This is a genomic window from Neptuniibacter sp. QD72_48 (assembly GCF_047778065.1).
Lineage (GTDB): Bacteria > Pseudomonadota > Gammaproteobacteria > Pseudomonadales > Balneatricaceae > Neptuniibacter.
The window spans coordinates 2115511-2138183 of the sequence record NZ_CP180547.1; the positions used below are offsets into that span (position 1 = coordinate 2115511).

Below are 22673 nucleotides of genomic sequence, written 5' to 3' on the forward strand. Positions count from 1 at the left end.
CTTTCCCTACACTGACCTCTAGTCCAAAGAACAAAGCCTCCTAAGTGATAAGGAGGCTAAAGTTACTTTGGAGTTCCTATGCGATTAAGATTCTGATTTATCAGTACCAGTAACCAGTTCTTTAAGTGATGTAAGTACATCAGAATTGCTAGTTAGCTTATTAGCCAAGCCTGCCAAAGCGATATTGCTCATATCGCCAGTATTTACATTGCACTTTTCAAGAATCGCACGGACGTCATCAGGCAAACTGCGGTCATTTTCAACGTACTCACGCACCAATGGGTTAAGGACTTCGGAGTTGGTAAAGCGCGTATCGATTCGTGCAGAATCCATAACTGTACGGCGTAGTTCTTCCATACCCTGACCACCGAACAGCTTGATATCAGCTTCAGCAAGCGCAGAAGCAAGTGCTTTAGCATTATCAACGGACATGTGGCGCTGAGCTTCGATTCGAGCCATTTCAAGCTCTTTATCTTTCTGTAGTTCAACAACCCATTTATCGTATTCGCGAGTCTGCTCATCGTGTGCTTGAGCAGCTTCAAAACGAGCAGTCTGAGCTTTAGCTTCCGCCAAGCCTTTAGCTTGAAGAGCTTCCGCCTCCGCAAAACCAATCGCCTGCTTAGCTTCAGCGTCCGCTGTACCTTTAGCCTGCATAGTTTCCGCTTCTGCAGTACCAATCGCACGCAAACTTTCTGCTTCGGCTATGCCTTTTTCACGAATAGCATCAGCGCGTTGACGCTCAACTTCAACTTCAGCCAAACCTTCAACCTGAATCTCTTCACGCGTTGCTTTCGCCATGCGCTCTTTGGCTTCAGCGGCTTTAGTCTGTGCAATCAGTTCAGCTTCAGCGTTACGCGTTTTAACATTTAGATCGTTCTCAGCTTCACGGTTCTTAATTTTCAGTTCGGCCTCATTACGAATCAGGCTTTTCTCAGCCAGTTCCGCTTCTGCTTCTTTCTCTGCACGAGCATGGGCAATAGCCTTAATACCTTCGGCCTCAGCTTCTGCTTCCGCTTCGATTACTTGGACTTTCTTGCTACGTTCCACTGTTTCGAAAGCACGTAGGTTCTTGGTCTCTTCCTCTTCACGAGCGATCTTACGTTCGATCTCTACACGCTGCGATCGAGTTTCAACCACAGACTTCTTAGATTCTTCGATGGCAGCTTCTTTCTCCATCTCTTGCTGGGAGATCTCTTTCTCGGTACGAACTCGTTCGGTTTCACGAGCGCGGTTCACTTCTTCTTGCTGAATTGCTAATTGACGCTCATTCGCAGCTTTAGTTAGCTCAACCTCTAACTGAACCGTCTCACGTTTCTTCTCAACTTCTTCTTCAGTTTCAAGCTTAGCGACCTCAACAAGACGTTCATACTCTTGACGCTTTTCTTCTGTAAGAGCTTGTTCCTGTGATTCAATGATCTCGATTTCACGCTGTACGCGGGCTTCGTTTTCAGCATGCTGCTTATCAAGTTGTTTACGGTTAGCTTCCGCTTCAACGTTTTTCTGTTTGATATTGGTTTGCTCATCCTGACGGATCGCATTGGTTTCGATATTTTTGGTAGAAGTGATTGAGGCTATCTTACGAATACCCTCTACATCCAAAATATTCTGCGGGTTATGGGCATCGAAAGCTGTTTGATCCACTTTATCGATTACAACGTCATAGATTTTAAAACCATCCATTTCGCTGCCAATCACCTCCACCACAGCATCACGGAAAGCGCGACGGTTAGTTAGCAGTTCTTCAAACTCAAATTGTTTTACCGCTGTTTTCAACGCTTCAGAGAATTTTGGCTGGAAGTGATCGCGAAGACCCATTGGATCGGAAGCACCTTGCGTCGTAAATAGTTTAGCGACACGAACAATGTCCTGCTCTTCGTGATTTACACCAATATAAAAATCAACCTTGAGGTCAGCACGGATATTGTCTTTACAATGAAGGCCTTCATATTCCTCACCCTCCTGATCTCTACTACCGCTTCGAGTCACTGAGATATTTTTACGGGTAATATCCATATATTCGTAGCGATTAACTACAGGCCATACAAACGTACCTGTTAGAGAGGCACGCGTACCTCGTGTACCGTTTACAATCATTGCTTCACCTTCACGGCGTACTTTTTTGTAGCGCGAAGTTAAAAACATGATAAGGACAAGCGCGACAACGCCCGTGGTTGAAACAAAGAATACAGAAGCTCCTGCGTCCATGCTGTTCTCCAAAAAGAGTTATTTTTTGATAACGAGATATCGTTTATTTTCAGGATTTAATGAAACGATGAGCACTTCATCGCCATAAGAAATTGGGGTGTCACTGTCACAATAAATATCCAGCTGGTTTTCCAGACTGCCCTTAGTAACCACTGCTTCGCCAAATGTCTGGTTAACTGAATTCGAGCGAACGACAGCATTCATGCCAACATAGTTAATCGCAGCAAAGCTCTTTTCATGATCAAACAATGGCTGTAGGGGCTTTAGTAGGAAAGCCGCAATATAGAGGCTTACAAATAAGCTTGCCAAGATTGAACCCGAAGCAGCACCATAAAAAACCGCGCCACTCATTCCACTCAAGACAAATGAATCGATGTAATAGAGCAGTATGGTAGCGACGAAACTAACAGTGGTTAGGCTAATAATCAGCGGAACTTTGGTGATGCCAACGGGTAACAAAGTTCCACCAGGCACTTCGGCATCAACCTCAATCTCCATATCAACATCGGTGCTAAGAAATGGAATATCATCAACAAAGCCCGTTAATACTGAGATCAGCATTAGCAAAAATAAAAATAAAAAAGGAATTGCCGTAACGGCCAGCGGGAATGAGAAAAACCCTAAGAGAAAATCCATAAATATGTCCTATCTATTATGACCACGCACTAAACCTTGTGCTTTCCTTTGTCATAAACTGCTTTTAATCGAGTGTATGTTTGTTTTTATGAATGATCAATATGCGTAACTAAATAAATAGTATTCATTCTCAAATACTAATTGCTTAATCATTAGAAACATCAAGAATCACCATTGAATGGGACTTCTAACTTTCATAGGTTAGAATCACTCTGTTTTAGCTGTTTCTATTGGATCTGAACCTTATATGAGTGCGTTTACCCTACGCCCCTATCAACAAGAAGCCGTTGATGCGACATTAAATCACTTCCGCATAACTGATGACCCTGCTGTGATCGTGCTACCAACGGGTGCAGGAAAAAGCCTTGTTATAGCAGAGCTTGCTCGTTTAGCACGTAAAAAGATTATGGTGCTCGCTCATGTCAAAGAGTTGGTTGAGCAAAATCACGCTAAGTATGAAGGCTATGGTTTAGAAGGTGGTATTTTTGCAGCGGGCTTGAATCGCAAAGAGATCGAAAAACAGGTTACGTTTGCCAGTGTGCAATCTGTAGCAGCGAATATTGATCTTTTTAATAACGAATATTCGTTACTGATCGTCGACGAGTGCCACCGCATTAATGACGACGAAGATAGCCAATACGGACGAATCATCAGCAAACTCCAAGAGATCAATCCCAACCTAAAAGTGCTTGGGTTAACAGCTACGCCTTACAGAATGGGGATGGGCTGGATCTATCAGCAGCATTATCGTGGTTTTGTTAGAAGCGAGCAGGAAAAACCATTTCGTAACTGCATCTACGAACTCCCGCTCAGTTACATGATTAGCCGTAACTACTTAACTCCTCCAGAAATGGAAGATGCAGCAGTCGCGCAATATGACTTTTCAGCCTTAGATCAAACTGCATTTGGCACTTATGCTGAAAAAGATATCAATAATCTACTAACAAAATACAATCGCGTCACTAGGGCGATCATTGAACAAATAATTGAACGTGCTCAAGATCGCCAAGGCGTGATGATCTTTGCAGCAACAGTTGATCACGCCAAAGAGATCAGCACTTACCTTCCCGAAGATCAAACCGCTTTGATCACTGGTTCCTCCACCAGCGAAAATAGAGACCGCTTGATCAGTGACTTCAAGCTTAAGAAAATAAAGTATCTGGTTAACGTATCCGTTCTTACGACAGGATTTGATGCTCCCCATGTCGATTTAATTGCAATTTTAAGGCCCACCGAATCTGTTAGCCTGTATCAACAGATTGTTGGGCGCGGTCTGAGGCTCGCCCCTGGAAAGAAAGATTGCTTAGTCATCGACTACGCGGGCAATAACTATAACCTGCATCATCCGGAAGTGGGTGAAAAACGTCCTTCCCCGGATTCCGAACCGGTACAAGTATTTTGCCCTTCCTGTGGCTTTGCCAATATCTTTTGGGGTAAAACAGACAGCGATGGCAAAGTAATTGAGCATCATGGCCGACGCTGCAAAGGTCTGCTTGAAAGCGACGAAAGTGGCACGCCTTCAGAGCAGTGTGATTTTCGCTTTCGATTTAAAGAATGCCCTCACTGTAATGCTGAAAATGATATCGCTGCCCGTAAATGTCACCAGTGCAATAAAGCGATTATCGACCCAGACGATCAATTAAAAGATGCACTGAAACTGAAAGATGCCATGGTGATCCGATGTGCTGGATTATCGTTGATCCAGAATCAGTCCAAGCTTCAGGTCATTTATCATGGCGAAGAAGGCGAAGAACTGAAGGAGAGCTTCGATTTTGCTAAGCCTGCCCAGTTAAAGCGCTTTAATGAAATATTTGGGCGCCGGGTTGCGAATAGCCAAGCACCCCAAAACTTTTCAAACATAGAAGAAGCGATAGCTTATGAATCACTTCTAGTTGCACCAGATTTTGTCATTGGACGTGAGCAAAAACACTATTGGCGTGTGCAAGAGAGAATATTTGATTACCAAGGTCGATATCGTAAAGCTAACCAGCTTTAAATTGATATCACAGCTTTATTCTTGATCTGACCAAACAGCCAGTTCATTGCCATTTGGATCAAGAAAATGAAAACGTCGCCCGCCGGGAAAACTGAAAATTGGTACTTTGATCTCACCACCAGCTGATTCAATTAGCGCCTGACTCGCCTCAAGGTTTGTACTATACAAAACCACCAGTGCAGCACCATTACTTGAATTGGATTTCAGATCAGCTTTATAAAAACCACCCGCTAATCCTGCGCCTTCAAAAGCGCTATATTCAGGCCCATAGTCGGTAAACTTCCAGTCAAAAAGGTCAGAGTAAAAGCGCTTAGTGCCTCCTAAATTATTAGCCGGTAACTCAATGTAATTAATTTGATTGTGCGCAGAACTCATTTCACATCCTCTTGATTTGAAAACTTGCAAAACCCAAAAAGCGTCTATGCTTTGTATATACCTTCGTTAAAAGCAACCAATTCAGTCTGACCTGATTGGAGTAAGAATGACATACAAGGTATTTATTACAACAGTTACCATGTTAATAACTTCAAATTTCCTCGCGGCTGCAGAATTGGTCGAAGGACAAACCTGCCCCGTTACTTTTAAAAATGAGCCGATTGGTTCACTGATCCTTTCCAAACCTTGGTATCACAGTAGTCGAAGTAATGCTCACTACATTGCGAGTGACAACGCCACTGGGATAGGTATCGAAATTCATTTAAAAAATAACTTTAGTGGGCAGGTGGATGGTTTAAATCTGGCTGATTGCGATCGCTTTAGGCTATTACAAATTCGCAGAACAACAGCCAAACTACTACCCGGAGAGAAAAACATTCAGATTGATGTACCCGATCAATTCACCAACCCTTTTTATGACAGCGCCCCTCTTGAGCACGGTTACGGCCTACATCAAACACCCATAGATGATTCAGATAAACCTTGGCAAGGTCGGCCGTACCGAGACTCTGCTGTCGCACTTTATGACACACCCTATGTTTCCGATAGCTGGGGGATTGAAGGTCAAGATATTGAGGTTAAGTTTGAAACCTGTGCCGTCTGTGAGAGAGAAAGCCAATTCGATACTGTTTTATCTTGTGGCCATTGGGGCTATCGCAGAGATTATATGGGAGGAATGACTGGCTGGAGCGAACCTGAATTTACCGGATTTCAGTGTTCAAGCTCCCCCAGTCCTAGCTTTCAACAAACACTTAATCATTCAAACAGAATTGAATACTCATACTGGATTCACTGGCGTTAGCCGCGCTTTGCAGCCTGAACATGCATCCAATCGCGGTCCTCAGAACGACCTAAACTAAGCCAACCATGCGACTCCCAGATATCCCACCAAGGATCTAACTCCTCTTTGGCTAAACTCGCACGATCACTACGCCAACGAAGTTTATTCTGCGAAGGAAACCAGTCTAACGCGATACCCCAAGCATGAGTCGACCAGGCACTGACACTACCGCGTTTTTTACGAGGATTATAGCTTCCTCCATATCGGTCTAAACCATATTCTCTTATTCCTGCCGGACCATAATGATCATGTACTTGAGTTAGAACTGATTCCAAATTGTCTTTTAACGATTCATGAATACTTATAGAGCGTGTTGTCTGGTTTAAATTCCAATCTAGCCTCAGCTCCCAAGGGCAAGTAGCTTTTGCAAGTGGCACTTGACCCGGCTCGCCATAGTAATGAGTTAAGTCAGATTCATTCTCTAAAGGGAAGTTATCTGGATTGGAATTAGAAGGACTGATATCAGCAAAGGACCGCCTTAAGCTCCCTTGCTCCTGAAGCTGGATCAAACGCTCTACAGCGTAATCGGTTTGCGGACCATAAAGCCCGTCAATCACACCAGCATCAATACGATGCTGATGACAAACGGATTGCAGATAAGCCACTTCCATTCGTTGTATTGACCACTGCTGCCAATTACTGCTGATTTTCCCCACCTGTGTCGTTAGTGCAGCAATAACCGCATGCTCTACACTGGCGTCGTTAGTAGCGCTGGAATCGGGTAAAAAACCCGCATCGATAAGGTAAGGTACAACGAGTGTACGCACAGTCTGATTCATATGACCTCCCTGTTGGCTTTTAATCATCCTTGTTTGACTAATGAGTATGGAATAAGAATCTGGCTTATTCCAGAATTTAAAACAATTGTTTAAATTATCACCAAAAACACAATAAAAAAACCGGACTATTGTCCGGTTTTGAGATACTCATTTATCTATTGATTAATCTGGACGGTCGTCCTTGAACATTCGCCAGCCACCGATCATGGTCGAGATCAAGCTCTGGCGCGACATAATATCTTCACGAATCGCCACATAAACGTGGATCAAAATAAACGTGATCAGATACCACATCCCTAGGCGGTGCCAGGTATGTACGTCTTGACTCTGCCCCATGAGCGGAATAACCCAGCCGAACAAAGTATCAGCCCAACTGCCGTGACCTAGGCCTTCGCTGTATAGAGCGAAGCCTGTAACGATCATAAACATCATGCCGAGCACGAAGAAGAAAAACATACCCACCTGAGCCAATGGATTGTGGCCGATATATTTCTTTGGAGTCTTCTCCAAAAACAGATACCAGCGCACTTCATGCCAAGCTTCTTTCCAGAATTTACCGCTAAAGAACGGCGGCACAAATAATTCACGTGCATGATGGTTGCCCACAAACGCCCAGTAGATCCGACCTAGGAATCCAATAGTTACGATATATCCCGCTGTAAAATGTGCAAAGCGGATATAACCCATCAGATAGTTATCAATTGCTTCACCCGGCATCGTTGGCAAAGGAACACCAATAAAATAGCCAGTTACACAAAGCGTGATAATAGAAAAGACAGTTACCCAGTGCCATAAACGTAATGGCGCTTCATACACATAAACAGCAGTCTGTTTACGTGTAATAACTGATTCTCCCACAACCTGATCTGAAGCGACTTCCTGAGCTTTATCTGACTTGTCAGGTTTAACCGATGCAGTCATATAAATAACCTCCTGAATTTAGGCGCTGCGTGCACAGCGCCACTATTCTTATCGAATTTTCACCTTAGTCAGCTCTTGACCATCTTCAGACATAACGTGTGTTGAACACGCAAGACATGGGTCAAAACTATGCAGGGTGCGAAGAATTTCAACCGGCTCATCAGGACGCTCCATTGGAGTATCCAACAAAGAAGCTTCGAATGCGCCAATATTCCCTTTGCTATCACGAGGCGAACCATTCCAAGTAGTAGGAACGATCGCTTGATAGTTATCGATTTTGCCATCTTTGATCTTGATCCAGTGACCTAAAGCACCACGAGGAGCTTCGTTAATACCAACTCCCATCGCCTCTTTCGGCCAACTACTTGGATCCCATTTCTCAACATTGGCAGTCGAGCTATCACCCGCTTTAATGTTGTTAACCAGTTGATACCAATCATCCAACATAGTGTCCGCACAAAGCTGACACTCAAGTGCACGCGCCAATGTTCGACCTAATGTACTTGGTAAGAACTGCTTAATGCCGAGATCCAGCCCCGTAGACTGATTAAATTCAGATAACGAGCGATCAACCTGCTCCTGAACATGCTCAGTACCAGAAGCATAAGCAATGATGTAGCGCGCTAAAGGTCCCACTTCCATTGCATGACCACGCCAGCGAGGTGCTTTAATCCAGCTGTACTTCGCAGATTCATCCAGTTCTTTAATATCTGTTTTAGTACCTTTTGTATTAGGGCCAAGCTCGAAGCTAGGCTCTGTCTCACCTTCCCATGGGTGCAAGCCCTGCTTCTCGCCTTCATAACGGTACCAAGAGTGATCAACAAACTCTTTAATCTGTTCTGGATCACGAACATCAACTGGATGCACTTCATCCCAGTTACCATTAACAATCGCACCTGCAGGTAACAGATCTGTAGATTTGTCATATGGCACTTGAGTGTACGTACCGTAAGACAGAAGGTTCTCTGAAGCTAAGCCACCACCGTACAACCAATTTTTGTAAATGCCAGCAATTGCCATAACATCAGGGATGTATACGTTCTTAGTAAACTCTTGTGCTTCACGAATACGCTCCAACACATAGTTCAAACTAGTCATATTGATTGGCGCACCTGAAGCACCAACGTCATCCAAGTTAATAGCACATGGCACACCACCTACCATGTAGTTAGGGTGCGGGTTCTTACCACCAAAGATGGTATGAATTTTTACCACTTCTTTTTGGAAATCGAGTGCTTCAAGGTAGTGAGCAACCGCCATCAAATCCGCTTCTGGAGGAAGTTTGTAAGCAGGGTTGTCCCAATAGCCGTTAGCAAATAGACCTAACTGTCCGCTTTCAACGAACTTTTTAAGACGCGTTTGTACATCCTTAAAATAACCTGGGCTAGATTTCGAATGGTGCGGAGAGACCATCTGCTGAAGTTCAGAAGTAGCCTTAGGATCTGCTTTCAGTGCATTAACCGGATTTACCCAGTCCAACGCATGCAGATGATAAAAATGTACGATGTGATCATGAATCTGTAGAGTTTTATCCATCATGTGACGGATAAGGTGTGCATTCAAAGGTACCTGAATACCTAAAGCATCTTCTACCGCACGTACTGATGTCAGTGCATGAGTACCCGTACAAACACCACAAATTCGCTCTACAAAGGCCCAAGCATCACGTGGGTCACGGCCTTTAAGAATCACTTCAAGCCCACGCCACATGGTGCCTGTTGATACGGCGTTACGGATAATGTTGTTTTCATCAACATTCACCTCACAACGCATATGTCCTTCAATTCGAGTTACAGGGTCTACAACAATGCGTCGGCCACTGTTATCTAGATCACTCGCATTAAATGGCTTATTCATTATTCCTGATCTCCTTTATGCTGAGCACGCTTAACCGCACTGACAGCTGCATGCGCAGCAACAGCGGCACCAACACCGCCTGCTACAGCCATACCAATCTCATCTGCATTTTTCTCGATACCAAACTGATGAATATCGGTTAAACGGTTATAGAACGAACCTTTGTCCCAGAAACCATCTTCAGAACAACCAATACAACCGTGGCCTGCCTGAATTGGGAAAGAGACGCCCTCATTCCAACGCACTGTAGAACATGCGTTATAAGTAGTGGGGCCTTTACAACCCACTTTATAAAGGCAGTAACCTTTACGCGCACCTTCATCATCCCACTCTTCTACGAACTGGCCTGCATCAAAGTGTGGACGGCGATAACACTTATCGTGAATACGCTGGCTGTAGAACATTTTTGGACGACCTTGACGGTCTAGTTCAGGCATTTTGCCGAAGGTCAGCATATAAGTAATAACACCAGTCATTACCTCAGCGATTGGAGGACAACCTGGTACTTTAATAATTGGTTTATCAGTAATAACTTTATGGATAGGAACCGCTTGGGTTGGGTTTGGACGTGCAGCCTGAACACAGCCCCAAGATGCACAAGAGCCCCATGCAATAATGGCAGCAGCATCCTTGGCTGCATACTTCAGTTTTTCAACAAAAGGTTTTCCACCGGAGATACAGAACATGCCATCTTCATTTAATGGTGGGTTACCTTCTACGGCAAGGATGTATTTACCTTTATATTTTTCCATCGTTTCATAAAGGATTTCCTGCGCTTGGTGGCCAGCTGATGCCATCAAGGTGTCGTCGTAATCCAAAGAGATCATGGATAGAACAACATCTTTTACCAACGGGTGAGCCGAACGAATAAACGATTCTGAACAACAGGTGCACTCTAAACCATGCAACCAGATTACCGGTGTACGCTCTTTGGTTTCCATTGCATGCGCAATTCTAGGCGCAAATGTTGGCCCTAAACCTAAGGCTGCTGCCGTTAAACTACAATATTTCAGGAAGCTACGACGTGTAATACCCTGACGTCGCATAACCTCATAGAAGGTTTCAATTTGTGACATATGTCTCTCCGCCAATGCCAGCCACCACAGCTATGCCCTCATCTTTGATTAGCTATGCATAACTACGTGTAACATTTTTATTTTTTTGTTCAGCTATCCTATTGGCAAAGATCGGGCCAAAAATATTACCCTTAAATTTCAGTCACTTATAAAAGCATTCGTATATAAGGAAGGATAAAGACTAACCAGTCATCCAGATAAAATGGTTAATCCCTTAACACCTATAAAGTCTAAGGCCATTTAAATGTATTTTAAATATATGTTTATTGACTGATATCAATATCTGAAAAGAGACGAAGAGATAAGATGGATTTGCGTTTCCAATAGAGAGGACTTACCTATGCAAGTTGATGTAACCGATATCCCACAAGTCGCGGTTGATTTTATGAATGATGATCATGCAGAAGCTGTCACCCTTCTTAATCGGTTATTCAACACTTTAGAAACAGGTAATGACCATGAAGTTGATGATGCTTTATCCAGCTTTTACCAACACAATGCCGAACACTTCGCCCGCGAAGAAGAACAGATGATCCGAATCAACTTTCCACCCTATACATGCCATAAAGGTGAGCATGAACGCGTTTTACAGGAGATGCGTGAAACTCAACAACAATGGCAAGCAAACCATGACCGCGCAGAATTAAACAGCTACCTTAAAAACACGGTTATTCCTTGGTTTGTAAATCATATAAATACCATGGATACAGTGACAGCCATGTTTATCAGCCAACATTGCGCCTAACCAGAATCGGCTACTAATAATCCGAATTTTAACTAACAGTCGAGCCTCCCCTCTCGGCTGTTAACCTTGTACTGCACTCCAAAGAAATCGAGCAAGATAACGGTATAAATTTCTTATCATAGATTAACAATCCAGTCTATTGTTAAACGCGTAAGCAAATTCTGCTATCCTTCTGCGAAATTATTCACTCATGCCAAATAACACAGCAAATTGCTGTCTTTGAGTATTACGGATCAATAATGAGCAAATATTGGAGTGACGCAATTCAGCGTCTAACACCTTACGTGCCGGGTGAGCAGCCTAAAGAAAGCGGTATTACAAAGTTAAACACCAACGAAAACCCTTACCCTCCTTCGCCGAAGGCAGCAGCGGTGATCAATAACTTTGATACAGCTAGATTACGACTCTACTCCGACCCAGATTGCACTCAGTTAAAAGATGCACTTGCTAACCACTTTGAAGTTGAGCGTAAGAATGTCTTTGTTGGTAACGGTTCTGATGAGGTACTTGCTCATACCTTTGCAGCGTTCTTCCAACAAGAACAACCACTACTGATGCCAGAATTCACATACAGTTTCTATCCGGTTTACTGCAATCTTTTTGATATCGAATTTAAGCTGTTACCCCTAGGTGATAACTTTGAGTTAAACCTAGAAGACTATAACCAGCCAAATGGCGGTATTATTTTCGCTAACCCGAATGCGCCGACTAGCCGTGCAATCGAGTTAGGTGAAATTGAAGCATTAGCTCAACGCAATACTGAAACCGTGATTGTGGTTGATGAAGCCTATGTAGATTTTGGCGCTTCTAGCGCTGTTGAATTAACCCAAAAATATGACAATGTTTTGGTTATTCAGACCTTCTCCAAATCTCGTTCCCTAGCAGGTATGCGAGTTGGATTCGCAATTGGTCACGAAGATCTAATTGCAGGTCTAGAACGCGTCAAAAATAGCTTTAACTCTTACCCTCTAGACATGCTAGCAATTGAATCGGCAGTTGCTGCTGTTGAAGATAATGACTACTTCGAAGCGACTACGAAGAAAATTATCTCGACCCGCGAGTGGACGGTTAATCGTTTAGAAGAGTTAGGTTTTATTAGCTTACCGTCTAAAACTAACTTCTTATTCAGCACGCATCGCTTTATTGAGGCCGCTGAATTGATGGGTTTCCTTCGTACGAAGAAGGTCTTGGTACGCTACTTCAGCAAACCAGGTATCGATAATTACCTTCGCATATCGATTGGCACACAAAAAGAGATGGAACTGCTAATCAGTACCTTAGAACAACATCCTGATATCTGTAAGATGCCTGTTAAGCCTTAAACAACACTGCTTAGCTACTGCAAAACCTCTGATAAAGCTGCCTTTCAGGTAGCTTTATCTTATTAGCCCCTTAGATTAATCAAACTTAAGTAATACTCAATATACAGGGTCAGAAAGGTGTAAATACCCCTGATTATTTAATGGACACTAAGGAACCATTGGCGTCACGAATATTTATACCTATTATTAGTTTTACTTTAGGGCTGCTTCTTTACCTAGAGTTTATGAGTACAACGGTTTTGTACTCGTCCGTGTTTATTCCATTGCAAGATTTCAGGGCGCACAGTTGTGCGCCCTTTTTTTATCCATTTCACCTGAACAAAAATCAACTCATAAACCGTATGTACGCACTATACTGATATAGTTAAATCAGGAGCGCACTCATGCCTATTAATCCAACTGGGTTTGCCACCAACCCCTACTCTCAATTCAATCAGATTCAGAATCGAATAAATGAAACGGAAGAACAGCTCGCTTCCGGCCAGCGAATAAATAATGCAGCAATCGATCCTGCCGGCTTGCAAGTGCTCATCGACTTCCAAACTCAAATTAGAGGAAACAGCGCAGCCATTCGAAATAGTCTTGATGGTGTATCAGCACTTCAGATTGCAGATGGTGGTGTTAATCAAGTCAATGATTCTCTACAACGTATTCGCGAACTGTCCATTCAAGCTCAAAATGGGATTCTAAATGAAAGTGACCGTGCAGCCTTGCAAGGTGAAGCAGATGCACTATTAAGCGGCATACAGGAAACCCTTGGGCAAAGTACTTTTAACGGCCAATCATTACTCGCAGAAGAGGGTCAGCTACGCCTGCAAACAGGTCCTGGTACAGAGGATTCTCAAAACATCAGTACTTTCAATGTCAGTGATGAGTTTGATAACAGTGGTCTATTCACTTTAGATATTAGCGACGTAGGTGCTCTGGATATTATCGATCAAAACCAGTCGTTTTTAGCGACGGTATCAGGTGAAATAGGCGCAAGCCAAAACAGATTAGACAGCACGATAAATAGACTTACCGAAACTAATATCAATGAAGCTTCAGCAGCTTCTTTTATTGGTGACACAGACTTTGCTCAAACGGCATCAGAACGTGCAAGCGCGCTTATCCAACAAGATGTAGGTATCGCACTGCAAGCACAAGCCAATGCTAATCGAGGGCTCGTACTCAACCTACTAGGATCGTAAAGTGCAGTTAAGAGAGTAAATTGGACTGAAGCACTGCACTTTTAAACTCAGCTAAACTAGTGTTCAAACAATCCAAGAGTTGAGGCTCTGAAATACTCACATTTTGCTTAGCTTTTTCTTCTACAAAACCGGCCAAAGCACCTAACCTTTCGCCCCCTAACATGCGAGATGAACCTTTTAGGGAATGAGCAACTTTTCTTAGTTGTGTTTGATCAGCATCGTCAAGCACCTGACCAATCTCGTTAATCTCCCGTTGAGCACTTTCCCAGTAGATGTTAAATACGTTCTCTAAATATTTACCATCTAGCTTTAGCGCAATTGCTGTTGCCTCATTGAAGGCAGGCAACGACATCAACTCACTTAAAGACTCAGACGAAGACATGTTTGTTACGTTTACTTGATCGGCCACTGTTAACTCCCTGATACCCATCTATATCGGCGAAAATCCATTCTTTGATAAAAGATAGCGAAAAACACATATATTAAAAGGTTACTTTAGAATAGGCATAAAAAAGGGGTGATAAATCACCCCTCTGCCATTAGCACGCCTAAAACCTAGTTCACTTTGAAGCGCTGCACCATTTCCTGCATGCGTGCCGCCACGTCGCTTAACGCTATACTTGAATTTGCCGTCTCATCAGCCGCTACTCGGCTCTGTTCAGCAATAACACGTACATTACTCAAACTTTGACTGATTTCATCTGCGACAACACTTTGCTGTTCAGCAGAACTAGCAATCTGAGCATTTACTTCATTCATCTGCTCAACCGTCATACTAATCTGGTTCAATGCAGAATCCGCCTGATCAACCAGCTCAATACACTGATTTGCTTCTTGTGTACCTTGATTAACAACGCTTACAGTCAAGTTAGCACGCGCTTGTAGATCATCAATCAGATTGTGAATCATCTCAGTGGATTGCTGCGTACGCTGCGCCAAAGACCTCACTTCATCAGCAACTACGGCAAAACCTCGCCCCTGCTCACCCGCTCGTGCCGCCTCAATCGCTGCATTCAAAGCGAGAAGATTGGTCTGTTCTGCAATCTCACGAATCACATCGAGAATGGCATTAATATCCCGTGTTTTTTGCTGCAGATGCTCCACTTCCGAAGATGTTTTATCCAAACTTAAAGAAAGGCGATTCATACCCTCTGTAGCAATCTGCATTTTTTGACGGCCTTCCATCACCTGATGGTTAGCACTATCCGCAGAAGAGGCTGCACTAGACGCATTATCCGCAACATGCTGCGCCGTATACGCCATTTCAGTCACTGCAGAGGCAACCTGATCAGTCTCTTCTTGCTGCTGCATAGTTCCCGCACGAGCCTGTTCTGTCAGAGCCGCTAACTCTTCTGCAGACATACTCATGTTATAACCTGCCTTGTTAATTTCAGTGATCATTTCACGGAATCTAATGGTGGTATGCCCCAAAGACCCCTGTAATTTCCCCACTTCATCTTTACGGCTTGTTTCCAGAACCTGAGTCAAATCACCTTCAGCCAATGTATCGGCGTAACTAACAGCTTCGAGGATAGGACGAGTAATCATTCGAGTAATCCAAAGCGCAAAGAAAACGCCTAAAATGACCGCAATAACAGAGATCACAATCACAGAAATAAGGCCCTGATGATTGTGTGACTGTAACATTGGTCCTAGCGAGTCTTGATCAGCAATAACTGACAGCTTTACTTTTTCAACATTACTCGCAACTTGGGGACCGATCACATCAAGAGTCCCAATCACTAGGTTATTGCGCTGATCGATTGTCTTATGGATTTCTAAAGTTGCAGCCAGATATTTATCTCGTGCTTTAGCAAAACGATCTAACAGCTGTATTTCATTGTCCAGCAGGAACACCTTTTTCAGGCTTTCTAGATGTTTTGTTAGAGCACCATCCAATTTATTGATCGAAATCTGAAAATCTTCTTGATGGTTCTTTTCCATAAAACGAACAAGATATAGCCTTGCTAACAGCAGATCTTCCTGCAAATTAGAAGCTAAAAATGCCAATTCAGGTTCACCACGGTTATTAGCTAACTTTCGTAACTGAGTAATACTGTCACGCATCACCGGTCCTTGTTGTGCTAACGTGTTGTAATACAACTCATCCTCAGTCTTAACGAGGTCAATAACTTTCTGGAAAGTAGTTTTATACTCTTCTAAAAGCAATGCCGTTTCCGTAATTAAACGGCTACGCTCTGGGTTGTTAATCTCTTGCTTAGAATGTTCTAAAAACTGGTTCATTAGCGCCATACGTTCTTCATATTGCTCTAATGATTGTTTGTCATGACTGATAAGAAAGTTTTTTACCGACATACGCACTTTCAGCATATTGGCCTGTAAGCGCCCTGATAGATTACTATCGCGCGCCAACTCACGGTATTGAACAAAGCCATCTTCCGCGTGGTGTAAGCCTTTAATACCTGTAAACGATGCCGCTACCAGCAATAACAAGATAAAACCGAAACTCAAGCCGATCTTACTACGTAAATTAAATCTGTTTAGCTTATTCATGTATTTGCACTTACTACATTAGGATTAAAGAATTAAATACAAAGGATAATCAATAGCAGTTGATAGTATTTATCATTTAGATCCATTTCAATAATAATCGATCAAAAATCGAGATTATTTTCAGGCTGGTTACGATCTATACAGTACAGAAGGATTTATTGGACAATTAACAAACAATTCAAACGATAACGCTAAAGCGACTTTACCGTTGCAACCAGAGAGTAATTGCTTAATGTTTTCAATTCAAACACTGAAGGCTCAAGCTACTTTATTGTTTATTTTCAGGAAATTGGCTGACAAAGTTTAAAATACCTTGTTCTAAGGGATGACCTTTTCGATAGATAACCGAGATCTCTATTCTTTGCTGTCCTTGGGTAACGGGCACTGATTTAAGTGCATTTTCATAGCGGCTCCCTATCACCATATTTTCGCCGATAACGGTGTATCCCAATCCAGCGGCAATGCAGCCAAGAATGCCATCAGCACTACTCATCACCATCATCTCATCAGTAAATCTATCACCTAATTCTTGCCATGCTAGGGCACACTTCCTGTAACCACAGCCCTCTTCTCTCACAAACAGAACGGGCTCGTATTCTTGATCTACTGGAGTTACAAGCACAAGCGACTCATGAACAACGGGTATGATCCGTAGATCCTCATGCGACTTAGCATTTCCGACTAACGCGCAATCTAACTGATCGTTCAAAATAGCGAGTGCTAATCGGTCACTTGTATCTGTATAGATTCGAGGAAGGATTTCTGGATGCTTGCGTTTAAGCTGTTTCAGCGTCGTGGGTAGGTGAACCGCAGCAAAAGTTTCAGGCATGCCTATACGAAGTTCGTAGTTCCCTTTGCTTTTTAAGATAGCGGTTGATGCTTGATATTCCAGCTGCAAAATCTGGGAGGCATATTTATATAAAAGCTGGCCTGTCGTTGTAAGCTCGAGCTTTCTCCCTACCCGAATAAATAATTTAGAATCAAGTTCGTCTTCTAACTTCTGAATTCTTGTAGTGATATTAGACTGCACTGTATTAAGTTTTTCAGAGGCACCTTTAATACCCTCTTCATCAACAACAGCCTTAAACGTGCGTAACGCTACAATCTCCATATAATTCTCTTTTATTGAAGTTTTAATTCTAAAAGATTCACTTTTTAAGATTATCAGAAAGCGCTATGGTTGTTGAACATAAATACAATAAAAACCCAAAAAGCATTTATGAACAACACACTTACAAAAAGCCAGGTCTATTTTGCAGGTATCTGTAGCCTAGTTGTTACAGTGGGAGTCGCTCGCTTTTCCTACACACCTTTACTGCCAATCATGCAGGCAGAGGCAGGCCTTACTGAAACGGGCGGCGGCTGGCTCGCAACCGTTAACTACATTGGCTATATGATCGGTGTTCTGATTGCGGCAAGCCTAAACAATCTTCACCACAAGTATCTATTACAGAAGTTATATTTGGTACTCAGCGTGGTAACAAGTGCAGCAATGGTTATCTCTAGCGACCTTTATACTTGGTCTGTTATGCGCTTATTGGCAGGAATCTGTGCTTCAGGTGGGTTAATCATCTCCTCTGGGCTAATCTTAAGATGGCTGGTCAACAATGGTCACAGGGGCGAGCTCGGCATCCACTTTTCGGGGATAGGCATGAGCATAGCTGTCTCAGCTATCATCGTAGAAATCCTTTTACAATTCTCTGCTAACTGGCAGCAACAATGGCTATTTTTTGCCGCCGTAGCAGCAATTATTGCAGTACCGGCATGGTTATGGATACCTCATCCTAACAACCATTCTGATCACGCTCAGGCAGCACCTAAAGACAATCCACCCAGCAAAAAATTTACTCGCCTATTCTTACTGGCATACTTCTGTGCAGGTTATGGTTATGTCGTTAGTGCGACTTTTATTGTCGATATCATTGAAGGTCTAGAAGGTTTAGAAGGTCAAGGCGCCTTATCCTTTGTATTAATAGGACTTTCTGCTATTCCAGCCGTGGTTCTATGGGATAGAGTCGCACGCAAGTACGGCTATTTAAAAGCTCTATTTGGTGCTTATAGCCTGCAAATCATTGGCATCATGATTCCTACACTGAGTGATGCATTACCATTAATTGCCCTGTCAGCAATATTATTTGGAGGCACCTTTGTTGCCTGCGTAAGCCTCGTGCTGACGATGGCAGGCCACTTCTTCCCTAGCAATCCTTCTAAATTCATGGGCAAGATGACCCTCGCTTATGGCTGCGCTCAAATAATTGCGCCATTTTTAACCGGGCTATTAGCCGAGAATTTGGGGAACTACAATCTAGGCTTATATCTTTCAGCCATTGTCATGGTAGCGGGATCAGGCTTGATTCTGGCGCTGATGACGATTGGTGAACGACCAGCAGACTCTAATAAACCTCGTACTCTTAGCGTAAAAACATAGCCCTATAGAATAGCCTTGCTTTGATCAAGGATAAAAGTAAGCTAGAATTCAAATGACCGTTTGGGTTTTTGGGAAGAACTAAGGAACGTTCTAATCTCATGGAAGAAATAAAAGATATATTATTACTCGTCGTGACTAGTTTCAGCGGCCTCGCTGGAATAATTTATTGTCCTTATATTTTCCTTATAACCTTCAGCATCCTTTTCTTTGTACTGTATCGTTTAAAGGCTAATACAGTTAAATAACTTAGCATTTCTCCAAGTTAAAATATGTGGTAACTGGAGAGCTTATTTTTCTTTCAAAGTCGAAGTATCAAGACTTTTAATCCTCACTTCTGTTATGAAGTATTTCCACAACAATATTTCATTCTTTCAAATCCGCGCATCAACCCACACTCAATTAGCACAAACTAATATTGCTTGCACTACACCCTTTGAACAATAGATCAAAATGTAACCAGCAAGGTAAAATTCAAACGTTCAACAACATAAATGCAAACGTAACACCCTCTATTCACGGATATGAAAATGCTGAAACTGGTTAAGGATTTCATTGATTATCAATTCACTTACTTTTGGGTTGAATCATCCGGCACTAAAGCCCGTAGAATAAGCAAAAAACTCCCAACACTGGAACATGCAAGGGAATGGTTCATTGATTATCATTATGCGCAATATAATGGGATAGAAAGAAGAAAGTCTAAACAAGATCAACGAAAAAATTCAAACAACCGATTCAATCCAATCCTCTGTAAGAGAAACGCCTCCAACCGAGGAAGAAGAATAACGGATAAACCAATACAGATTGATATCGACCTATCTAAAAAGAAAATTAAATCACTTCAAGAAACAGCTTGTTCAGAATAAATTTATGTTGGTAGTGGATGCGGCAAGAAAATGTAGAGCAATGCAACCTATCTAAGAACGCCTACTATTTTCGAAATAGATATTTCAGAAAGAACAATGTTGACGAATTCGTAAATCTTACGTAGAAACTTGAAGATAGAGGAAATAACGAGAAATTGGTGATGACCCCACCAGCCACATTCCGGCACATGAATCCACCGCTGTGGCTGCTCCCTTCCGGGCCTGACCAGGTTCACGATTTATCATTGCGGAAGGACCAGCAGGGCCACCATAGCGGGCCTGAAGGGCCTTGTCTGAGCTAGATCACTCAAGACAGGCGCGCAGTATACCAGTGATTTTTTGAGATGCAAATGCAATTATTTAACTCTCTGTTTTTATAGAAATAAAATTCATATTCAGACCCATGACTCAACCCTCAAGGTCTCTACTGAACTCCTGATGTTTCTCTTCATTTTAGCCGTCGATGATTAGGATCTAACCTATACTGATACGACCAGATAACAAAACCACTGATTAATTTGTTAAGGGTTTCTTAATACCATGGCTTTTATAGTGGCTCTGCTGTTAGAGTTAAACGATCTAGGATTTGTTGTATGAACAAACAACAGGATAAATGCACATGGAAGAACATTTAAACCAGCTAGGACTTGCCCGACAACCAATTTTTGACCGCGAACTCAATGTCGTGGCTTACGAGCTGCTATATCAGTCGGAACATGGTGAAGCTGTAGCCAAGTTTTTAAAAGGCGACCAAGAATCCTGTAACGTCCTAATCAATAACTTCACCAGCATCTATGATTCTGGCACATTAAAGTCCTTACCCGCGTTTCTCAATGTCACTGAAGGCTTTATTCGTACCGAAAGCCTACCAAGCCTATCGCGACATAATTTGGTTCTAGATGTTAAACAGCAGCCTAATATCACGCCTGAATTGCTTGGTTCACTGAAAAAATATGTCGATGCTGGCTACCGCTTAGTTTTAGACGATTTCACTTACAGTAGTGACTACGATGAGCTGCTCAAACTTGCGCATATGGTACGAGTTGATATTCGTAAACATAGTGATGAAGCGATTGTTTCCCACTTGGAAAGCATGCGACCTTTTAAGGTAGTTTCTCTTGCAGAAAATGTTGAGACTCATGATGAGTATGAGCGCTGCCATGCCTTAGGGTTCAGACTTTTCCAAGGTACATTCCTCTCAAGACCAACACTAGTCGAAGGTAAAAAGTTAACGTCCAATCAAGCTATCGTAATTCATCTATTGGCTGCCCTTCAGGATCAAGATGTCACTCCTGCAGTACTAGCAGACATCTCATCTCGCGACCCGCAACTGACCTTCAAACTGTTGCGTATCGTCAATTCTGCGCAATATAACCTGCCGAATAAAATCGAGAGTTTAAGTCAGGCGATCATTGCCTTGGGCATGAATGAAATTAACAAGTGGGCCACCCTACTTGCCCTGTCAAGTAATGATGAGAAACCAAGCGAACTGATCCGACAGATCCTAATGACAGCAAGAATGTGCGAATCCGTCGCTTATCGCACTGAAGAGATTGATTCTGAACTCGCTTTTATTACGGGCGTAATTTCAATGCTGGACGCGCTACTTGAGATTGAACAAGACTCCTTACTTGAGCAACTATCCGTCTCTGATGAAATTGTCGAAGCAGTGACAAGTTACGAAGGTCCTGCTGGTCGTTTACTGCAAGCAGTCAACTTCTACATGATTGGCCAATCGGCATTTAAGCTGCCACCTCATATTCAAGAAATTTATGCCGATGCTTATTATGATGCTTTGAGCTGGAGTAATGAGACCATGCAGCTTATGTCAGGTTCTCACTTATAAATCAGGCTGAAAAATCGATAACAGCTGAGCCCTCACCCAGCGGCACATTGGATCTTGATGGAAGCGCTCATGCCAATAGAGGTAGAGCACAACCTCAGGTAGATCAAATTCAATAGGCAGCGGCTTAATCACTAGGCTGCTGCTTTTTACCAAATGCTGGGCCATTACTTCGGGCAGTGTAAAAATCAGATCAGACCCCTGACCAAACTCCGCAACCGACATAAAACTTGCGAGCCTCAGCATCACCTTCCGATCCAAACCGAATTTTTCTAATTCGATATCCATCATGCCAGGGCCCTTACCAGTAATGGAAACAAGTCCATGAGATGCCTGTGCGTAATCATTCAAACTAATAGAACCTTGGCTGGCTAAAGGGTTAGTTTGATCCAGAACACAAACATGACCTGTACGTGCAATTGGAAAGCGTCTGAATTGGTCTTGCCCTGAATCAGGAGATAGCCCAGTGATTGTAAAATGCACTTCACCTTTTGCGAGGTATTCGAAATGTTCTGGTCGCTGAGAAACAATCTCTACCCGTAAGCTCGGTGCCTTTTCACGCAGCATCCTTACCACATCTGGCATCAACAGAATCAATTCTAAATCCAAGCCTGTTAGCTTAACTACGCCCTCGGCTAGTTCTGGGTTGAATTCCTCCGGCTGCATAATCGATGCGACATCCTGTAACAATGGCTTTAACTGCTTTTCCAGATCAACAGCACGCGCACTAAGGTCATAGCCATTTCCAGTTCTAACTAAGAGAGGATCATCAAGTGTTTGACGCAATCGCTGTAACGCTCTGCTCACAGCTGGTTGGCTCATCTGCAGGCGTTCAGCTGCTTTAGAAACATGGCGCTCAGCTAACAACGCTTGTAGCACAACGAGGAGATTTAGGTCGACCGAACGTAAATTCATTAAACGAATAACCGAAATATAAAATATGCATTAGACGCATTTATGATTAGCCATTAAAGTTTGAAAAGCAAATCCAAAAGATGACGCTAACAACTTGTAAAGAT

The 22673-nt window shown here is 42.9% G+C and carries 19 protein-coding genes and 1 other RNA gene; 8 read left to right on the top strand and 12 right to left on the bottom strand.

The window, feature by feature from the left end:
• Nucleotides 1-84: 84 nt before the first annotated feature.
• Together ACMXYX_RS09480 and ACMXYX_RS09485 are read right to left on the bottom strand one after the other, a co-directional pair.
• Nucleotides 85-2205 carry a hypothetical protein gene (locus tag ACMXYX_RS09480; protein WP_415905942.1) on the bottom strand — a complete coding sequence of 707 codons (2121 nt, stop codon included), beginning with the start codon at nt 2203-2205 and terminating at the stop codon, nt 85-87.
• An 18-nt stretch (nt 2206-2223) separates the two neighbouring features.
• Nucleotides 2224-2841 (bottom strand): hypothetical protein, encoded by a 618-nt coding sequence (locus tag ACMXYX_RS09485; protein ID WP_415881460.1) that lies wholly within the window; start codon nt 2839-2841, stop codon nt 2224-2226.
• Between the two features lie 247 nt (nt 2842-3088).
• On the opposite strand from ACMXYX_RS09485, the gene ACMXYX_RS09490 reads away from it, so the two are divergent.
• The gene (locus ACMXYX_RS09490) at nt 3089-4837 is read left to right on the top strand and encodes a DEAD/DEAH box helicase family protein (protein ID WP_415905943.1); all 1749 of its coding nucleotides are present in this window, start codon (nt 3089-3091) and stop codon (nt 4835-4837) included.
• 15 nt (nt 4838-4852) lie between these two features.
• Here the strand turns inward: ACMXYX_RS09490 and ACMXYX_RS09495 are convergent, their stop codons facing one another.
• Nucleotides 4853-5212 (bottom strand): VOC family protein, encoded by a 360-nt coding sequence (locus tag ACMXYX_RS09495; RefSeq protein WP_415881462.1) that lies wholly within the window; start codon nt 5210-5212, stop codon nt 4853-4855.
• 106 nt (nt 5213-5318) lie between these two features.
• On the opposite strand from ACMXYX_RS09495, the gene ACMXYX_RS09500 reads away from it, so the two are divergent.
• Nucleotides 5319-6074, top strand: a complete 756-nt coding sequence (locus ACMXYX_RS09500) for a hypothetical protein (RefSeq protein WP_415896341.1) — start codon at nt 5319-5321, stop codon at nt 6072-6074.
• Here ACMXYX_RS09500 and ACMXYX_RS09505 read toward each other — a convergent pair.
• The 4 genes from ACMXYX_RS09505 to ACMXYX_RS09520 all read right to left on the bottom strand — a co-directional run bounded on the left by ACMXYX_RS09505 (nt 6071) and on the right by ACMXYX_RS09520 (nt 10746).
• Nucleotides 6071-6892 (bottom strand): hypothetical protein, encoded by an 822-nt coding sequence (locus tag ACMXYX_RS09505; protein ID WP_415881464.1) that lies wholly within the window; start codon nt 6890-6892, stop codon nt 6071-6073. The genes ACMXYX_RS09500 and ACMXYX_RS09505 overlap by 4 nt on opposite strands.
• A gap of 162 nt (nt 6893-7054) precedes the next feature.
• Nucleotides 7055-7813, bottom strand: a complete 759-nt coding sequence (gene cybH / locus ACMXYX_RS09510) for a Ni/Fe-hydrogenase, b-type cytochrome subunit (protein ID WP_415881465.1) — start codon at nt 7811-7813, stop codon at nt 7055-7057.
• Between the two features lie 48 nt (nt 7814-7861).
• A complete protein-coding gene (locus ACMXYX_RS09515) occupies nt 7862-9670 on the bottom strand; it encodes a nickel-dependent hydrogenase large subunit (protein WP_415881466.1) in 1809 nt (602 codons plus the stop codon).
• Complete coding sequence (locus ACMXYX_RS09520; protein ID WP_415887894.1) at nt 9670-10746, bottom strand: hydrogenase small subunit; 1077 nt, start codon at nt 10744-10746, stop codon at nt 9670-9672. The genes ACMXYX_RS09515 and ACMXYX_RS09520 overlap by 1 nt, the downstream gene beginning before the upstream one ends.
• Before the next feature lie 340 nt (nt 10747-11086).
• Here ACMXYX_RS09520 and ACMXYX_RS09525 point away from each other — a divergent pair, with 340 nt between their 5' ends.
• The 3 genes from ACMXYX_RS09525 (at nt 11087) to ACMXYX_RS09535 (ending at nt 14003) form a co-directional block, all read left to right on the top strand.
• Nucleotides 11087-11491 carry a bacteriohemerythrin gene (locus ACMXYX_RS09525; protein WP_415896342.1) on the top strand — a complete coding sequence of 135 codons (405 nt, stop codon included), beginning with the start codon at nt 11087-11089 and terminating at the stop codon, nt 11489-11491.
• A 239-nt stretch (nt 11492-11730) separates the two neighbouring features.
• On the top strand, nt 11731-12813 hold the full coding sequence (hisC, locus tag ACMXYX_RS09530) for a histidinol-phosphate transaminase (RefSeq protein ID WP_415896343.1): 1083 nt from the start codon (nt 11731-11733) through the stop codon (nt 12811-12813).
• A gap of 383 nt (nt 12814-13196) precedes the next feature.
• Entirely contained in the window at nt 13197-14003 is an 807-nt protein-coding gene (locus ACMXYX_RS09535) for a flagellin (protein WP_415896344.1), read from the top strand.
• Between the two features lie 7 nt (nt 14004-14010).
• On the opposite strand, the gene ACMXYX_RS09540 is transcribed toward ACMXYX_RS09535, so the two are convergent.
• The 3 genes from ACMXYX_RS09540 to ACMXYX_RS09550 form a co-directional block, all read right to left on the bottom strand.
• Complete coding sequence (locus ACMXYX_RS09540; protein ID WP_415896345.1) at nt 14011-14412, bottom strand: Hpt domain-containing protein; 402 nt, start codon at nt 14410-14412, stop codon at nt 14011-14013.
• Between the two features lie 146 nt (nt 14413-14558).
• The gene (locus ACMXYX_RS09545) at nt 14559-16517 is read right to left on the bottom strand and encodes a methyl-accepting chemotaxis protein (RefSeq protein ID WP_415905944.1); all 1959 of its coding nucleotides are present in this window, start codon (nt 16515-16517) and stop codon (nt 14559-14561) included.
• 268 nt (nt 16518-16785) lie between these two features.
• Nucleotides 16786-17628: a LysR family transcriptional regulator gene (locus tag ACMXYX_RS09550; protein WP_415896347.1), complete on the bottom strand. Its 843-nt coding sequence runs from the start codon at nt 17626-17628 to the stop codon at nt 16786-16788.
• Between the two features lie 108 nt (nt 17629-17736).
• Here ACMXYX_RS09550 and ACMXYX_RS09555 point away from each other — a divergent pair, with 108 nt between their 5' ends.
• Together ACMXYX_RS09555 and ACMXYX_RS09560 are read left to right on the top strand one after the other, a co-directional pair.
• A complete protein-coding gene (locus ACMXYX_RS09555; RefSeq protein WP_415896348.1) occupies nt 17737-18945 on the top strand; it encodes a YbfB/YjiJ family MFS transporter in 1209 nt (402 codons plus the stop codon).
• A 527-nt stretch (nt 18946-19472) separates the two neighbouring features.
• On the top strand, nt 19473-19811 hold the full coding sequence (locus ACMXYX_RS09560) for a hypothetical protein (protein ID WP_415896349.1): 339 nt from the start codon (nt 19473-19475) through the stop codon (nt 19809-19811).
• 165 nt (nt 19812-19976) lie between these two features.
• Here ACMXYX_RS09560 and ffs read toward each other — a convergent pair.
• Nucleotides 19977-20073: signal recognition particle sRNA small type (gene ffs, locus ACMXYX_RS09565), an RNA gene on the bottom strand.
• A 357-nt stretch (nt 20074-20430) separates the two neighbouring features.
• Between ffs and ACMXYX_RS09570 the strand changes: the two genes are divergently transcribed.
• Nucleotides 20431-21657 carry an EAL and HDOD domain-containing protein gene (locus tag ACMXYX_RS09570; protein ID WP_415881476.1) on the top strand — a complete coding sequence of 409 codons (1227 nt, stop codon included), beginning with the start codon at nt 20431-20433 and terminating at the stop codon, nt 21655-21657.
• On the opposite strand, the gene ACMXYX_RS09575 is transcribed toward ACMXYX_RS09570, so the two are convergent.
• Nucleotides 21652-22569, bottom strand: a complete 918-nt coding sequence (locus tag ACMXYX_RS09575) for a LysR family transcriptional regulator (RefSeq protein ID WP_415896350.1) — start codon at nt 22567-22569, stop codon at nt 21652-21654. The genes ACMXYX_RS09570 and ACMXYX_RS09575 overlap by 6 nt on opposite strands.
• Nucleotides 22570-22673 lie beyond the last annotated feature (104 nt).

What these genes read in the sequence shown, in the direction of transcription:
- ACMXYX_RS09480 (WP_415905942.1), bottom strand. Translation starts at nt 2,205, where the DNA reads ATGGACGCAGGAGCTTCTGTATTCTTTGTTTCAACCACGGGCGTTGTC.
- ACMXYX_RS09485 (WP_415881460.1), bottom strand. Translation starts at nt 2,841, where the DNA reads ATGGATTTTCTCTTAGGGTTTTTCTCATTCCCGCTGGCCGTTACGGCA.
- ACMXYX_RS09490 (WP_415905943.1), top strand. Translation starts at nt 3,089, where the DNA reads ATGAGTGCGTTTACCCTACGCCCCTATCAACAAGAAGCCGTTGATGCG.
- ACMXYX_RS09495 (WP_415881462.1), bottom strand. Translation starts at nt 5,212, where the DNA reads ATGAGTTCTGCGCACAATCAAATTAATTACATTGAGTTACCGGCTAAT.
- ACMXYX_RS09500 (WP_415896341.1), top strand. Translation starts at nt 5,319, where the DNA reads ATGACATACAAGGTATTTATTACAACAGTTACCATGTTAATAACTTCA.
- ACMXYX_RS09505 (WP_415881464.1), bottom strand. Translation starts at nt 6,892, where the DNA reads ATGAATCAGACTGTGCGTACACTCGTTGTACCTTACCTTATCGATGCG.
- cybH (WP_415881465.1), bottom strand. Translation starts at nt 7,813, where the DNA reads ATGACTGCATCGGTTAAACCTGACAAGTCAGATAAAGCTCAGGAAGTC.
- ACMXYX_RS09515 (WP_415881466.1), bottom strand. Translation starts at nt 9,670, where the DNA reads ATGAATAAGCCATTTAATGCGAGTGATCTAGATAACAGTGGCCGACGC.
- ACMXYX_RS09520 (WP_415887894.1), bottom strand. Translation starts at nt 10,746, where the DNA reads ATGTCACAAATTGAAACCTTCTATGAGGTTATGCGACGTCAGGGTATT.
- ACMXYX_RS09525 (WP_415896342.1), top strand. Translation starts at nt 11,087, where the DNA reads ATGCAAGTTGATGTAACCGATATCCCACAAGTCGCGGTTGATTTTATG.
- hisC (WP_415896343.1), top strand. Translation starts at nt 11,731, where the DNA reads ATGAGCAAATATTGGAGTGACGCAATTCAGCGTCTAACACCTTACGTG.
- ACMXYX_RS09535 (WP_415896344.1), top strand. Translation starts at nt 13,197, where the DNA reads ATGCCTATTAATCCAACTGGGTTTGCCACCAACCCCTACTCTCAATTC.
- ACMXYX_RS09545 (WP_415905944.1), bottom strand. Translation starts at nt 16,517, where the DNA reads ATGAATAAGCTAAACAGATTTAATTTACGTAGTAAGATCGGCTTGAGT.
- ACMXYX_RS09550 (WP_415896347.1), bottom strand. Translation starts at nt 17,628, where the DNA reads ATGGAGATTGTAGCGTTACGCACGTTTAAGGCTGTTGTTGATGAAGAG.
- ACMXYX_RS09555 (WP_415896348.1), top strand. Translation starts at nt 17,737, where the DNA reads ATGAACAACACACTTACAAAAAGCCAGGTCTATTTTGCAGGTATCTGT.
- ACMXYX_RS09560 (WP_415896349.1), top strand. Translation starts at nt 19,473, where the DNA reads ATGCTGAAACTGGTTAAGGATTTCATTGATTATCAATTCACTTACTTT.
- ACMXYX_RS09570 (WP_415881476.1), top strand. Translation starts at nt 20,431, where the DNA reads ATGGAAGAACATTTAAACCAGCTAGGACTTGCCCGACAACCAATTTTT.
- ACMXYX_RS09575 (WP_415896350.1), bottom strand. Translation starts at nt 22,569, where the DNA reads ATGAATTTACGTTCGGTCGACCTAAATCTCCTCGTTGTGCTACAAGCG.